The sequence below is a fragment of the Streptococcus sp. 29896 genome (assembly GCF_032594915.1).
Lineage (GTDB): Bacteria > Bacillota > Bacilli > Lactobacillales > Streptococcaceae > Streptococcus > Streptococcus suivaginalis.
Window position 1 is genome coordinate 949,728 of record NZ_CP118733.1, and the last position, 14,036, is coordinate 963,763.

The window sequence follows — 14,036 nt, forward strand, 5'->3', positions numbered from 1 at the left end:
TATGAAAAAGAAGATGAAATAGGATTGGTTTGCCAGGTTATCGCTCAGCAAGCGATGGCGGTATTGTTTATACTCCAAAGGGGAACTATATTGTATCAATTATGTCCAATGCAGACGGGCGACTAGGCTTACTAAACCCAACTGTTTCAGCCCTTCATGCTATTCACCAACAAATCAAACCCTAATTTTATTTTTGAAAAAATAATGTAACAATTCTGAAAAGCATAAATTCTTTACAACTTATTTGTGGTATGTTAATATATGAATACATGGAGATAAGTTATGAAAAAAGAAGATAGTAAAGAATTGAAGTACATTGATAACCGAAGAATGGAGCTGGAAGCACGATTATCTGCCTTGAGAAATCAACGAGGCTACTTGGGCAAGGAAATTGCTAAGCTTGCAGCAGATTTGAACTCACTTAGCCAGAGAGCCGATTCACTTAGAAAGAGAAGTGGTTTAATTGTCTCAGAAGAAGCTCTACTTGCTTACCTTGAGAAGATTGAAAAGATCGATTTAGAAGCTCCTATTCGGCAAATAACAGAAGATGAAAAGTTATTAGAACAGGTAAAAGCACTTGGAAACGGAACCTATCCAGTTTCAAGCGGTGCTTTTCGAGTGGTTGTAAAAGATAACATCGTCATCAATATATTGTTAAATGAAACAGAGTCATAGGAATTGTTACATACTAAGCCGCAATTTGCGGCTTTTTCGTATTGGATAAACATATTTTCTTTTCACTTTTGAACATGGTATAATAGTAAGATAAGAAAAAGTATGTAAATACAAGTGAAAGAGGAGGAAAACGTTACATGGCAATTATTCAATGGTTTCCAGGCCACATGTCAAAAGCTCGCAGACAGGTGCAGGAGAACATCAAGCACGTTGATTTCGTGACTATTTTGGTCGATGCCCGCCTGCCCCTATCCAGCCAAAATCCTATGCTGACCAAGATTGTTGGCGACAAGCCCAAGCTCATGATTCTCAACAAGGTCGATTTGGCTGACCCTATTCGTACCAAAGAATGGCAGACCTACTTTGAAGGTCAGGGCATTCGTACCCTTGCTATCAACTCAAAAGAGCAAGCGACGGTGAAAAAAGTGACCGACGCAGCCAAGAGCCTGATGAAAGACAAGATTGAACGCCTCCGCGAAAGAGGGATTCAAAAGGAGACCTTGCGAACCATGATTATCGGTATTCCAAACGCTGGAAAATCTACCCTCATGAATCGTCTGGCTGGAAAGAAAACCGCCGTTGTCGGCAACAAACCAGGTGTGACCAAAGGTCAACAGTGGCTCAAGTCAAACAAGGACCTTGAAATCCTTGATACACCAGGTATTCTCTGGCCTAAATTTGAGGACCAGGAAGTTGGACTTAAGTTGGCTCTGACAGGAGCCATTAAGGATCAGCTCTTGCCTATGGACGAGGTCACTATTTTTGGTTTGGACTATTTCAAGGCCAACTACCCAGAACGTCTACAAGAGCGGTTCAAGGGTATGGATTTGGAGAAGGAAACGCCTGAACTCATTATGGACTGGACCAAGAAATTGGGCTTCCGTGATGATTATGACCGTTTTTACAACCTCTTTGTCAAGGATGTTCGGGACGGGCGTTTGGGCACTTATACATTGGATAAGGTTAGTGACTTAGATGGCAACGATTAGGGAAGTGACCGCTCTGCTGGCTCAGGTGGACAGTCTAGACAGCCCTGTCTGGTTGGAACTAGCTCAGGATGAGCGAGCAGGGGTCCAGTCTGCTATCAAGAAACGCCGTAAGGAGCTGGAAAAAGAAGCAGCTGAAGACACTCGCTTAGAAGCTATGCTATGCTACGAAAAAGCCCTTTATGAAAATGGGGTAGAGTTAATCGCTGGTATCGACGAAGTCGGCCGGGGGCCTTTAGCAGGTCCTGTGGTGGCAGCTGCGGTTATCTTGCCCAAAGGGTGCAAAATCCGCTACCTCAACGACTCCAAGAAAATCCCCAAGTCCAAGCACGAGTCAATCTACCAAGAAGTCATGGAGCGGGCGCTGGCAGTCAGTGTAGGTGTCAAAAATGCAGCTGTCATCGACCAGGTCAACATCTACGAGGCGACCAAGTTAGCTATGTTAGAGGCTTTGGGAAAGCTGAACCAAGAGCCTGAACATCTCTTGATAGATGCAATGAAGTTGGATACCTCCATACCGCAAATCTCTATCATTAAGGGGGACGCCAACAGCCTTTCTATCGCAGCGGCCTCTATCGTGGCCAAGGTGACGCGAGATAAGATGATGGCGGATTATGACAAGGAGTTCTCAGGCTACGGCTTCGCCAAAAATGCAGGCTATGGAACGGCAGAGCATTTGGAAGGCTTGAACAAGCTAGGCATCACGCCCATTCACCGCAAAACCTTTGAGCCCATTAAGTCTATGCTAGCAGGGGGGAACTAGTCTTGACAGTCTTTTTCTGCTTATTTTTAGCGGCTATCGGTTTGTTTGCTCTCATATATTTCTGGGAACGGCGGTCGATTTTTATCTCACTGTTTGCCTTGAACATCCTCGTCTGGGCTTTGGCATGGATTATCTCAACAGGCATTCTCGAAAACAATGAAATCTTACGTTTGCTGGCTATAAACATGGCTATGGTGCTCTTTTTAGCCTTGTTAAGTGGTCCATTTGTCTTGCTTTTCACACTTTATCTGAATGGCTTTCAGATTTTGAAGAGAGAAGGGGTTCGCTTCCATAATTTCCTATCCATGGGACTGGCGGTTGCCCTGACTTACTATCTCTTCATCGCTCCCTTTGTGGTTCAATCCCTTTCAGGCATCAGCTTTTTCATCATGCTGTTCCTCTACGTTAGTTTTTTGGTGTCCTATGCGATTATCATCAGCATGCTCTATACCACGTCTAGCTTTGTCAACTTGGTCAATCTCTTCCCAGGAAAGCTCGATTATGTAGTGGTCTTAGGTTCTGGCTTGATTGGTGACCAGGTAACATCGCTTTTGGCTTCGCGGATTGATAAAGGCATAGCGATCTACCAGAAACATCCTGGTAGCAAGCTCATCATGTCAGGCGGACAGGGTCCTGATGAACTCTTGGCAGAGGGACAGGCCATGGCTCATTATGCCTTGGAAAAGGGCATTCCTGCGGAAGATATTGTGATAGAAAACCAATCAACTAACACTGAGGAAAATTTAAAATTTTCTTATGCCCTGATGAAACCTGGCAGTCGATTTGCCCTTGTAACCAATTACTATCACGTTTTCAGAGCTCTGCTATTGGCACGAAAACTGAAAATCAAGTGTATCGGCTACGGAGCAAAGACAAAATTTTACTTTAGCCTCAATGCCTTCATTCGGGAATTTGTAGGCTATGTGGTCATGAGTCGAAAGACGCATTTGGTATTTTTGAGCATCATGTCAATCCTTTATCTGATTGGAATGATTATCAGTTTAATGCTTTAAGAAAACAGCCTCTAGCTATATGTCTAGAGGCTATCATTTTATTTAGAGATAGGGCCTTGCCATGCTTCCATACCTTGAGAGAAGGAGTAGGCAGAGTAACCTTGCTCCAACAGGATGATGTTGGCTTGCTGGCTTCTCTTCCCAGTCTTGCAGATTAGGTAATAGGTCCTAGACTTGTCAGCCTGAAATTTGTCCAAACTTGTAAGTGGGCAATTGATGGCTTGAGGATGGTGACCTCTTACAAATTCATCTGGATCTCGAACATCTAGCAGAACAGCTTGTGGATTTTCAAGCACGTCTGTTAAGCTCTCTAGGGGAAGGGAGTGCAGTTCTGGTGAGAATACTGTCATGGAATGCTTGTCCTTTACATCTTGAAATTAGAAAAAGAATACCAAATTGAGATATTACTTGTCAAGTTGAGACTTGACAGGCATTGGGGGAGTGTGTAGGATAGATGTAAATCAATAGCTTTAAAGGATGGAGATATGGTAACAGAAAAAGAAAAGATGATTGCAGGAGAATTTTATATTGCTGCTGATGCCGAGTTGAGAGAAATGCGCTCCTTTGCCCGCCTACAGATGAAGCAATTTAACGCTGAACTTGATGGTCAAGTCCGTTCAGAGCAATTGAAAAGCTGGTTGGGGACTACGGGTAAGCGCATCTATATGGAGCCGAATTTCTATTGTGACTACGGCAGCAATATCCATGTGGGTGAGGATTTTTACGCAAATTTTAACTGCACTATGCTAGATGTTTGTCCCATTACCATCGGGAAAAATGCTATGTTAGGTCCCAATGTGCAGCTGCTGACACCCTTGCATCCCTTGGACCCTATTGAACGTAATTCAGGAGTTGAATACGGCGCCCCAATTACCATTGGAGATAACTTCTGGGCTGGTGGCGGTGTGACAATTTTACCTGGGGTGACCTTGGGAAACAACGTTGTCGTTGGTGCAGGTAGTGTCGTTACCAAATCATTCGGAGATAATGTTGTTTTAGCAGGTAATCCAGCAAAGATTTTGAAGGAGATTAGGAGCAAGAATGAACCATTGTCTAGCCATTGATATTGGCGGAACCTTCATCAAATACGGACTTATCGACCAAACTGGACTGATTATGGAACAAGGAAAGGAGAAGACTCCTCCAACTATCGAGGAATTTTGGCAGACGCTTGAAAGCATCATAAGTTCTTATCAGGATTCCGTCAGCGGGCTTGCGATTGCTTGCCCAGGTAATATCGACACTCAAAACGATAGTGTCAAAACAGGGGGCTTAATCCCTTATCTGAGAAATATTCCCTTGGGTCAACGCCTGATGGAAACTTTTGCGTTACCTGTTGAAGTTCTGAATGATGCGGATGCCGCTGGTCTGGCAGAGGCTAAGACTGGGACTTTGAAAAACTGTCACTGTGGTGCTGTGCTTGTTCTAGGAACAGGAGTTGGTCTTGCCCTTGTTTCAGATGGACAATTAGTCAATCTTGCTCAGTTACCAGGAAAGGACTTTTTTCATGGTCCCTTGGCAACTGTTGAAGTGAAGGAAACGAGCAAGCCGTTGCAAGATTTAGGGCAGATTCTGGGCCTTCATTGGCGTGGGATCAAAAGCTTGGTAGCCAATTCAGGATCTGCAGTTCAGTTTATTCGCCAAGCCAGTCACCAATTGGCATTGGAGCAGGAAGACGGTAAAGAAGTTTTCCATCAGTTAGAGTCGGGACAGGATTCGTTGTTGCAAGAAAGTTTTACAAACTACTGCAAGGAAATTGCATACTTAATTGTCAATCTCTGTCTTTTGTTGCAGCTGGAAACTCTGGCCATTGGTGGAGGAATCAGTCAGCAAGAACGTTTGATTGAAGGGATTAACCAGGCTTTTGATGAGATTGTAGCAACAGAGCAATTGAATTTGCAGCTGCAACCGAATTTTAAGATTCAAGCCTGCCGTTACCAAAATGAAGCAAATTTACTGGGAGCATTCTATCATTTTCAAGAGACAGTTTAACTGTTTCTTTTTTTATTGCGAATTAAAAGATAGGAGGTCATATGAACAATTTCGAACTATTTAAACTAAAGATGGCTGGTCTCAGCAATTTGCAACTCAACCGCCTCTTGGCTGCTTACCAAGATTCTACTAAAAAGATCAGTTTAAAAGCAATCTGTCACATTTTAGACTTGAAGAAACCCAGTCTTTTCATGGAAAACTACCATTCTTTGGATAGCAAGGAATGCCGCAAGCTGTTTCAACGTTTTCCTTCCTTTTCAATTCTTGACGATACTTATCCCTTAGAATTGAAACAGATCTACAATCCCCCTGTCTTGTTGTTTTATCAAGGAGATTTGAGTTTGTTGAACCGTACTAAGATTGGTATTGTCGGCTCTCGAAAAGCTAGCCCAGAAGGGGTCAAGTCAACTGAAAAAATCATAAAAGAACTCCAAAATCAATTTGTAATAGTCAGTGGATTGGCTCGAGGGATTGATACGGCGGCCCATATGGCTTGTTTGAAGAATGGTGGAAAGACCATCGCAGTGATTGGTTCTGGTTTGGACCAGTATTATCCAAAGGAAAACAAGGCCTTACAGGACTATCTATCCAAGCACCATTTGGTTTTATCAGAATATCCCGCAGGAACCCAGCCCTTGAAATTTCATTTTCCTGAGCGCAACCGAATCATCGCAGGGCTATCTATGGGGGTGGTAGTTGCAGAAGCTCGCTTACGGTCTGGAAGTTTGATTACTTGCGAACGAGCCTTGGAAGAAGGTCGAGAAGTATTTGCTATTCCTGGTAGTATTTTAGAGCAAAATTGGCTTGGATGTTTGCAATTGATAAAAGAAGGGGCAAACTGCATTACATCAGGCATTGACGTGATCAATGAACTAAAAAAATAAAACAAGTTCTCCTATAGGAAAATAAAAATCTTGACAGGCTAGAAAAAATAGTTTATTCTTTTTGAGGTCCTAGAGTTTTATAAGAAGGTATTCTAGAAATTAGTCAAAAGGAATTAAAATGGCAACGAAAACAGCAACTAAGAAAAAAGCAAGCCCTAAAAAGAATTTGGTCATCGTAGAGTCGCCTGCCAAGGCAAAAACGATTGAGAAGTATTTGGGACGGAACTACAAAGTAGTGGCATCTGTTGGACATATTCGTGACTTGAAAAAATCCAGCATGTCGATTGATTTTGAAAATAATTATGCCCCAGAGTATATCAATATTCGAGGAAAGGGCCCTCTAATTAATTCTCTGAAAAAAGAAGCTAAGAATGCCAAACAAGTCTTTCTGGCGAGTGACCCGGACCGTGAAGGAGAAGCAATTTCTTGGCATTTGGCTCATATCTTGGGCTTGGACGAAGCAGACAAAAACCGTGTAGTCTTCAATGAAATTACCAAAGATGCTGTAAAAAATGCCTTCAAGGAACCACGCGCTATTAACCATGATTTGGTTGATGCTCAACAAGCGCGCCGTGTCTTAGACCGTATCGTAGGCTATTCTATTTCACCTATTTTATGGAAAAAAGTTAAGAAAGGTTTGTCAGCTGGCCGTGTGCAATCCGTGGCTCTGAAGTTGATTATCGATCGTGAAAATGAAATCAACCAGTTTAAGCCTGAAGAATACTGGACAATTGATGGAGCCTTTAAGAAGGGCAGCAAGAAATTCCAAGCATCCTTCTATGGGTTAGATGGTAAAAAAGTTAAGGTTGAAAACAATGAGCAAGTGAAGGAAATCTTGGCTCGCATACAAGGGAATGATTTCTTGGTAGAGCAGGTTGAGCGTAAGGAACGCAAGCGAAATGCTCCTCTGCCTTATACCACATCAACCTTACAGATGGATGCGGCGAATAAGATTAATTTCCGAACCCGTAAAACCATGATGATTGCCCAGCAACTTTATGAAGGAGTTAGCCTTGGAACAGGTGGTTCGCAGGGTCTGATAACCTATATGCGTACCGATTCGACACGTATCAGCCCAATTGCCCAGAGCCAGGCAGCTGAGTTTATTACAGAACGATTTGGTGTTACCTATTCCAAACATGGCAGTAAGGTGAAAAATGCTTCTGGTGCCCAGGATGCGCACGAAGCCATTCGCCCATCTAATGTTTACCTAACACCAGAATCTGTTGCCAAATACTTAGATAAGGACCAAATTCGTCTCTACACCTTGATTTGGAACCGCTTTGTAGCTAGCCAAATGGCAGCGGCCGTTTTTGATACCATGAGTGTTCGTTTAGGTCAAAATGGTGTGCTCTTCGCAGCGAATGGTAGCCAGATTAAGTTTGACGGCTACATGGCAGTTTATAACGATGCAGATAAAAACAAGATGTTGCCAGATATGGAAGCTGGTGATACTGTCGTACGGACTACAACAAATCCAGAGCAGCACTTTACACAACCACCAGCTCGTTATTCAGAGGCAACCTTGATCAAGACCTTGGAAGAAAATGGAGTTGGTCGTCCATCAACCTATGCACCAACCATTGAAACCATTCAGAAACGCTACTATGTCAAACTGGCAGCCAAGCGATTTGAACCAACCGAATTGGGAGAAATTGTCAATAAATTAATTGTTGAGTTTTTCCCTGACATCGTCAATGTGACCTTTACAGCTGAAATGGAACAGAAATTGGATGATGTTGAAATCGGCAAGGAAGAATGGCAAAAAATTATTGATGGCTTTTACCAATCCTTCAAGGTGGAGCTTGAGAAGGCAGAAGCTGAGATGGAAAAAATCCAGATCAAGGATGAGCCAGCTGGTTTTGATTGTGAGGTTTGTGGACATGAAATGGTCATCAAGCTAGGTAAATACGGTAAATTTTATGCTTGTAGTAATTTCCCTGACTGCCGTAATACCAAACAAATCACCAAAGAAATCGGCGTAACCTGTCCAGACTGTCAAAAAGGTCAGGTTATCGAGCGCAAGAGCAAACGTAATCGTCTCTTCTACGGTTGCGACCGTTATCCTGAATGTGAATTCACTTCTTGGGACAAGCCAGTTGGTCGTTCCTGTCCAAAATGTGACCATTATCTCGTAGAGAAGAAGGTCCGTGGCGGAGGCAAACAGGTTGTCTGTCCAAATGGAGATTACGAAGAAGAAAAAGTAAAATAAACTATTCAACTGCTCCTAAAAAGGGGCAGTTTTTGTTGAAATTTTCTTGAAAGATAGTATAATAACAAGTGTAAAGAAGAGGTGATAAGATATGAAAGCTTATAAACATTATATATTTGATTTCTATGGAACCTTAGTCGATATTGAAACGGATGAGGGAAAACTGGAACTCTGGGAAAAGATTGCTGCTCTTTACCAAGCCTTTGGCGCTTCCTATCGTCCGCGACAGTTGCGCTCTGCTTTTCAACGATTGGCGGCTGAGCAAGAAGCAAGACTCTTGCAGACAGGTCCTTATCAGCATGTCGAAATCGATCTAGAAGAGGTATTTCAAAATTTGCTAACGGTATCGGACACCGATGGTTTCTCTAATCTTAGACCCCAAGACTTAACAACTTTTGGTCAAACAGTTGGAGCCAAGCTCTATATTTTATCCAATGCCCAACGTGTCTTCAGTCAGGCTGAAATGGAGTTGACAGGTTGTGCTAGCTTGATGGAAAAAATCTACATGTCATCAGACTTTCGTATAAAAAAACCAGAGCCTGCTTTTTTGGAATTGCTTTTGGAAGAGCAGCAAGTCAAGTTGGATGAGGCGGTCCTTGTTGGTAATGATTTGACGACGGACATTGCTATTGCACAGGAGCTTGGGATGGATGCAATTCTCTTGAATACCTTTCCTTACTCGCAAGAGGAGATTCAAGCTTTTCGAGATTTAGGCTGGAAATTTGAAGTCATCGAGGATATTTCTGAACTTGTCTCTTCTCATGGGCAAGAGTAACAGTTACAGCTTTTAACTACTGCAAGATAGATAAAACTGCTTTCCGATGAACTGAATCTTAGTAAGAAGACTACAGGAGACTGGTCATTTAAATTTTATAATAAAATGGGATGTATTTTTGACAATATTGGCTATACTAACCTTAGTACGATAGAAGAGCGTTTGATATCAAAAACATTCTGAAAAGATGGATATTTTGAACCGCCCCCCAAAAGTTAGACGGAAAAAACTAACTTTTGGGGGGCGGTTCAATTTCGTCACTATTCAATATTATTTATAACCAAAAATGATGGTTTTGGTCTTGAACTTTGATAAAAAATTGTCTTTAATTGGGATACTTGAGATAATCAACTTGTCTTTACACAACATTTCCTCATTTTATGGTTAATCTGAGTTTAAGATATGAAATGTTTTGGGTTTAGCATGTATTAATTAGAACAATGTGTAAAGCTAAAAAAATATCAGAGATAAATGCTAGTAAGTTATTCATTGAATTTAAGACCAAAAGTTTCTTTTATGGCATCTACCATCTTTTCAGGAGAATCACTTGAAAAATATTTGATACGAGAATCGGATTGATGCGCTACCGTATTAAATGCAAAAACCGGTTTAGATAGAGATAGAGCTTGCTGAACAATATTATCAACCTCGGCTCCCTCGTTGATATCTAAATAACAACCGACTTGTTGTAAAAGAGAAACTGTACGCTCTGGACCACTAAAACGTGTATAGAGATGACAGTTAGTAAACCGATTATAAGCCATAAGCGTTTCAGATATATTTGTTGGAGCAGCGATATGAAAATCAACTTCTGGTAATTCTTCTAATAAGTATGATAAATGTTCAATTTTATCTGAAAAAGTGAGAATCGCAACTTGATAAGGAGACTGATAACGAGTCTTTATGATATTGCCAGTTCCGTGTATTGTACTATTGGAAGGAATATCTTTAGTGACTACTGTCCCTGCACCAATAATTACATTGTCCCCAATTGTCACTCCCTTCGTAATGACTGCATTGGCTCCTATCCAACAATCTTTTCCAATACTTACATTGGCTTTTGTGATCCCCCAGTGATCAATATGGTAACTAGAATAAAGGTGATCTTGATCATAGATTCGAGCACCATCTCCGATCATTGTTCCGCTACCAATACTAATGGAATGAGCACAACGAATGGTACAATGTTCATTGATAAAGACACTATCTCCTAATTTTAATTGTGCACCAGGAAAGACATCTAAACTCGAAAAACTTCGCATTTCTACCCATCTTCCAATCTCCAATTTGGCGCTAGGATGAATAGTTATTGAATGAAAATTTCCCACAAAACGAATTGAATTTTCTGACATGTTGTTTTTCCTATCGAATGTTATTTTTAAAAATTAAAGCAGCGATGGTCATTTATTATTAAGTCGATATTCTAGACGTAAGCTACATTTAAATCATATCATATTACTGATACTTTGACAAACTGGTAAAACAGGGACGGGATGGATTTTAATGATAACATTTTTCTCTATTTTCTGATATACTAGATAGGTTAAAAAATTTAGAAAGGTTCTGTTTTGGGTCATTCCCAATCAGTAGTCAGATATTCTGGCTAGAGGTATTAGTTTCATGTCTCAAACCCACATTAATGTTATCGGAGCTGGCTTGGCTGGCTCAGAAGCTGCTTATCAGATTGCCAAGCGTGGCATTCCTGTCAAACTTTACGAGATGCGGGGTGTCAAGCCGACCCCTCAGCACAAGACCGACAAGTTTGCTGAGTTGGTTTGTTCCAATTCATTCCGTGGTGACAGTTTGACCAACGCGGTCGGTCTGCTCAAGGAAGAGATGCGTCGCTTGGATTCCATCATCATGCGTGCAGGAGAGGCCCACCGTGTGCCTGCTGGTGGTGCCATGGCCATGGACCGTGAGAATTTCTCTCAAGCAGTCACAGATGAGATTCACAATCACCCGCTGATTGAAGTCATTCGTGGTGAGATTACTGAGATTCCTGAAGATGCGATTACAGTTATCGCGACGGGCCCTTTGACATCTGACGCCTTGGCAGAAAAAATTCACGCCCTCAACGGTGGCGACGGTTTTTACTTCTACGATGCGGCAGCACCGATTGTCGACAGCTCGACCATTAACATGGACTTGGTTTATCTTAAGTCCCGTTACGACAAGGGAGAGGCTGCCTATCTCAATGCTCCGATGAACAAGGAACAGTTTACCGCTTTCTATGAGGCTTTGATTTCAGCCGAGGAAGCACCGCTTAACTCCTTTGAAAAAGAAAAATACTTTGAAGGCTGTATGCCCATTGAAGTCATGGCCAAACGTGGTATCAAAACCATGCTCTATGGCCCAATGAAGCCAGTTGGTCTGGAATATCCAGAAGATTACAAGGGACCACGTGATGGCGAATACAAGACACCTTACGCAGTTGTCCAGCTCCGTCAGGATAACGCAGCAGGTAGCCTTTACAATATTGTTGGCTTCCAGACTCACCTTAAGTGGGGCGAGCAGAAGCGGGTCTTCCAGATGATTCCAGGGCTTGAAAATGCTGAGTTTGTCCGCTACGGCGTTATGCACCGCAATTCCTACATGGATTCGCCAAACTTATTGGAACAGACTTTTGCCACCAAGAAAAATCCCAATCTTTTCTTTGCAGGTCAAATGACAGGAGTAGAAGGCTATGTCGAGTCTGCCGCCTCTGGCTTAGTGGCTGGTATCAACGCTGTTCGCCGCTTCCGTGGCGAAGAGCCGGTCATCTTCCCGCAAACAACAGCCATCGGAGCTCTGCCATTCTACATCACCCACACCGAAAGCAAGCACTTCCAGCCTATGAATGTCAACTTTGGCATCATCAAGGAGCTGGATGGGCCACGTATCCGCGATAAGAAGGAGCGTTATGAGGCAATAGCAGAGCGTTCCCTTAAGGACTTGGAAGAGTTTTTGGCTTACTAAGATATTTAGACTACCATCAGACACCTTCGGGTGTCTTTTTGCTAATATTGACATTTTGGGGAGTTCAGGTTATACTGTTTACAGAGTAAACATTCGGAGGTGTCAATATGCATACTCTTTCAAAACCTATTGCAGTGCGATTTGATGAAGATTTGGTCCAGTTGATTGAAGAAGTGTCTGCTGGTCAGCACATGACCAAGACGGACTTCATTCGAGAAGCTGTTTTAGAGAAATTAGAAGATATGTACGATCTTGCCAAGGCAGAAAAAACCTACAAAGAGTGGGCTGACAGCAGTAAGAAAACCTATAGTCACGAAGAAATGATGAAGCGCTATGGCTAAGTATCGCGTGGACTATGCCCCAAGTTTCTTTGAAGATATGGATAAGCTCGACAAGGGAACCAGTCGGCAGATTGCTAGGTGGATTGATAAACATTTAGTGGATGTGGACTTTCCGCGTTCTCCTGGAAAGTATCTGACGGGTCATTTAGCGGGCTATGTCCGCTTCCGTGTTGGGAACTATCGTATCATTGCTGTGGTTGATGAAGGAGAATTGGTCTTGCTCAATCTCCATGTCGGACATCGCTCCGATATTTATAAGAAGTTGAAATGAGATAATTTCATAGCAGACACCTTCGGGTGTCTTTTGTGTTATACTGGGATTAGAAGAGCGGAGGAGAAATACGATGCACCACGATACTTGGAAGGGAATTATTCTGCAGAAACAAGGTCTGTTGAAACCCCAGTCTGTTCAGCAAATCTGCCAAAATCTCAATGGTTTGCAGGCTCAGTTTCAGCCCTATGTTCATGTCGGATTTCGTAACCGTATGACAGCGGAGGATTTTCATGAAGGTAGCTGGCAGGAGGAGTTGACACGCCAGTGGTCCATTCGGCGAACGGTTCATGCCTATCTCAAGTCGGAAATTCCCCTCTATATCCACGAGGGGCGGCTGGCCAGCACCGAATACTTAAAGACAGAAGGACGGGACGGGTTTAGTCCTCAGACCAAGCAGAAATATCACCAGCTGATTTTAGAAACCCTTGAACAAGGTCCCATGACCCGCGAGGAGCTCAAGGCCCTTTGCCGTGCGAAAAAGATGACGCAGGAAGAGGAGAAGCAGGTCTTTAATGCCTGGGGCGGCCTCTTTCGCTACATGGTCGAGCGTGGGGAAGTCTACCAAGAGTACGGAGCCAAGCGTTTTCATCGTCTGACAGACTTTCAGCCACTTTCTCGGGAAAAAGCAGAGCTGGAAATCGCTCGACGGTATTTTGCAGGTTTTGGACCTGTCAGCCTAGCCGATGCCCGTTACTATTTCAAAGAAAATAAATCGACGGTCCTAAATTGGATGAAGCAATTAGACCTGAAAACCCTTGAAGTGGCTGGGGAAGAACGTTTTTATCTGGGAGAGTTGACAGAAGCTCAACTGCCTGACTGCCTCTTCATAGCAGGATTTGACCAACTCTTACTAGGCTATGAAAAGAAAGCCAATCCCTTCTTTGACCCCAAGTATATCCGCCAGATTTATACACTGACAGGCATTGTCAAACCCGTTGTTTTCTACAAGGGACGCTTGGTTGCGACCTGGCGACGAGATAAGGACAGGATTGAACTGGCAATCTTTGAAAATCTGACCAGTCGTGAACAGAAAGAACTGGAATGTTACCGTCAAGTCAACGAGGAACGCTTATAAACGGAGCATAAATTGTTCGGAAAATCCGAAAATTGCAAATAAATAACTAAATTTTCTGAATATTTCATAAAAACTATGATATAATACTGGA

General features: G+C 42.7%; 16 protein-coding genes. 14 read left to right on the plus strand and 2 right to left on the minus strand.

The annotated features are described in order from the left end of the window. The first annotated feature begins 29 nt into the window (after positions 1–29). From PXH68_RS04395 to PXH68_RS04415, 5 genes are all read left to right on the plus strand, one after another. On the plus strand, positions 30–185 hold the full coding sequence (locus PXH68_RS04395; RefSeq protein WP_187321593.1) for a hypothetical protein: 156 nt from the start codon (positions 30–32) through the stop codon (positions 183–185). 97 nt (positions 186–282) lie between these two features. Next, positions 283–675: a hypothetical protein gene (locus PXH68_RS04400; RefSeq protein ID WP_205030715.1), complete on the plus strand. Its 393-nt coding sequence runs from the start codon at positions 283–285 to the stop codon at positions 673–675. Positions 676–812: 137 nt separating this feature from the next. Further along, on the plus strand, positions 813–1,664 hold the full coding sequence (ylqF, locus tag PXH68_RS04405; RefSeq protein WP_248027943.1) for a ribosome biogenesis GTPase YlqF: 852 nt from the start codon (positions 813–815) through the stop codon (positions 1,662–1,664). Beyond that, complete coding sequence (locus PXH68_RS04410) at positions 1,651–2,424, plus strand: ribonuclease HII (RefSeq protein ID WP_248027941.1); 774 nt, start codon at positions 1,651–1,653, stop codon at positions 2,422–2,424. The genes ylqF and PXH68_RS04410 overlap by 14 nt, the downstream gene beginning before the upstream one ends. 2 nt (positions 2,425–2,426) lie before the next feature. Next, a complete protein-coding gene (locus tag PXH68_RS04415) occupies positions 2,427–3,437 on the plus strand; it encodes a YdcF family protein (protein ID WP_248027938.1) in 1,011 nt (336 codons plus the stop codon). Between the two features lie 38 nt (positions 3,438–3,475). On the opposite strand, the gene PXH68_RS04420 is transcribed toward PXH68_RS04415, so the two are convergent. Next, a complete protein-coding gene (locus PXH68_RS04420) occupies positions 3,476–3,787 on the minus strand; it encodes a rhodanese-like domain-containing protein (RefSeq protein ID WP_205030719.1) in 312 nt (103 codons plus the stop codon). A 135-nt stretch (positions 3,788–3,922) separates the two neighbouring features. Between PXH68_RS04420 and PXH68_RS04425 the strand changes: the two genes are divergently transcribed. The 5 genes from PXH68_RS04425 to PXH68_RS04445 all read left to right on the plus strand — a co-directional run bounded on the left by PXH68_RS04425 (position 3,923) and on the right by PXH68_RS04445 (position 9,300). Beyond that, positions 3,923–4,501, plus strand: coding sequence for a sugar O-acetyltransferase (locus PXH68_RS04425; protein WP_248027936.1), 579 nt, complete (start codon positions 3,923–3,925; stop codon positions 4,499–4,501). After that, entirely contained in the window at positions 4,479–5,429 is a 951-nt protein-coding gene (locus PXH68_RS04430) for an ROK family protein (protein WP_248027935.1), read from the plus strand. The genes PXH68_RS04425 and PXH68_RS04430 overlap by 23 nt, the downstream gene beginning before the upstream one ends. Positions 5,430–5,470: 41 nt before the next feature. Further along, entirely contained in the window at positions 5,471–6,313 is an 843-nt protein-coding gene (dprA, locus tag PXH68_RS04435) for a DNA-processing protein DprA (RefSeq protein ID WP_248027933.1), read from the plus strand. Between the two features lie 118 nt (positions 6,314–6,431). Continuing rightward, positions 6,432–8,525, plus strand: coding sequence for a type I DNA topoisomerase (topA, locus tag PXH68_RS04440; RefSeq protein ID WP_248027931.1), 2,094 nt, complete (start codon positions 6,432–6,434; stop codon positions 8,523–8,525). Positions 8,526–8,616: 91 nt separating this feature from the next. Next, on the plus strand, positions 8,617–9,300 hold the full coding sequence (locus PXH68_RS04445) for an HAD family hydrolase (RefSeq protein WP_248027929.1): 684 nt from the start codon (positions 8,617–8,619) through the stop codon (positions 9,298–9,300). Between the two features lie 482 nt (positions 9,301–9,782). On the opposite strand, the gene PXH68_RS04450 is transcribed toward PXH68_RS04445, so the two are convergent. Next, a complete protein-coding gene (locus tag PXH68_RS04450; protein ID WP_248027927.1) occupies positions 9,783–10,652 on the minus strand; it encodes an acyltransferase in 870 nt (289 codons plus the stop codon). A gap of 268 nt (positions 10,653–10,920) precedes the next feature. Here PXH68_RS04450 and trmFO point away from each other — a divergent pair, with 268 nt between their 5' ends. The 4 genes from trmFO (at position 10,921) to PXH68_RS04470 (ending at position 13,945) form a co-directional block, all read left to right on the plus strand. After that, entirely contained in the window at positions 10,921–12,255 is a 1,335-nt protein-coding gene (gene trmFO, locus PXH68_RS04455) for a methylenetetrahydrofolate--tRNA-(uracil(54)-C(5))-methyltransferase (FADH(2)-oxidizing) TrmFO (RefSeq protein ID WP_029173094.1), read from the plus strand. Between the two features lie 107 nt (positions 12,256–12,362). Continuing rightward, on the plus strand, positions 12,363–12,596 hold the full coding sequence (gene relB, locus PXH68_RS04460) for a type II toxin-antitoxin system RelB family antitoxin (protein ID WP_158454871.1): 234 nt from the start codon (positions 12,363–12,365) through the stop codon (positions 12,594–12,596). Next, the gene (locus PXH68_RS04465) at positions 12,589–12,867 is read left to right on the plus strand and encodes a type II toxin-antitoxin system RelE family toxin (protein WP_205030726.1); all 279 of its coding nucleotides are present in this window, start codon (positions 12,589–12,591) and stop codon (positions 12,865–12,867) included. Before relB ends, PXH68_RS04465 begins: the two co-directional genes overlap by 8 nt. 73 nt (positions 12,868–12,940) lie before the next feature. Beyond that, a complete protein-coding gene (locus PXH68_RS04470; protein WP_248027925.1) occupies positions 12,941–13,945 on the plus strand; it encodes a DNA glycosylase AlkZ-like family protein in 1,005 nt (334 codons plus the stop codon). Positions 13,946–14,036 lie beyond the last annotated feature (91 nt).

Coding starts and splice junctions, on each gene's coding strand:
- PXH68_RS04400 (WP_205030715.1), top strand. CDS start 283: ATGAAAAAAGAAGATAGTAAAGAATTGAAGTACATTGATAACCGAAGA.
- ylqF (WP_248027943.1), top strand. CDS start 813: ATGGCAATTATTCAATGGTTTCCAGGCCACATGTCAAAAGCTCGCAGA.
- PXH68_RS04410 (WP_248027941.1), top strand. CDS start 1,651: ATGGCAACGATTAGGGAAGTGACCGCTCTGCTGGCTCAGGTGGACAGT.
- PXH68_RS04420 (WP_205030719.1), bottom strand. CDS start 3,787: ATGACAGTATTCTCACCAGAACTGCACTCCCTTCCCCTAGAGAGCTTA.
- PXH68_RS04425 (WP_248027936.1), top strand. CDS start 3,923: ATGGTAACAGAAAAAGAAAAGATGATTGCAGGAGAATTTTATATTGCT.
- PXH68_RS04430 (WP_248027935.1), top strand. CDS start 4,479: ATGAACCATTGTCTAGCCATTGATATTGGCGGAACCTTCATCAAATAC.
- dprA (WP_248027933.1), top strand. CDS start 5,471: ATGAACAATTTCGAACTATTTAAACTAAAGATGGCTGGTCTCAGCAAT.
- topA (WP_248027931.1), top strand. CDS start 6,432: ATGGCAACGAAAACAGCAACTAAGAAAAAAGCAAGCCCTAAAAAGAAT.
- PXH68_RS04445 (WP_248027929.1), top strand. CDS start 8,617: ATGAAAGCTTATAAACATTATATATTTGATTTCTATGGAACCTTAGTC.
- PXH68_RS04450 (WP_248027927.1), bottom strand. CDS start 10,652: ATGTCAGAAAATTCAATTCGTTTTGTGGGAAATTTTCATTCAATAACT.
- trmFO (WP_029173094.1), top strand. CDS start 10,921: ATGTCTCAAACCCACATTAATGTTATCGGAGCTGGCTTGGCTGGCTCA.
- relB (WP_158454871.1), top strand. CDS start 12,363: ATGCATACTCTTTCAAAACCTATTGCAGTGCGATTTGATGAAGATTTG.
- PXH68_RS04465 (WP_205030726.1), top strand. CDS start 12,589: ATGGCTAAGTATCGCGTGGACTATGCCCCAAGTTTCTTTGAAGATATG.
- PXH68_RS04470 (WP_248027925.1), top strand. CDS start 12,941: ATGCACCACGATACTTGGAAGGGAATTATTCTGCAGAAACAAGGTCTG.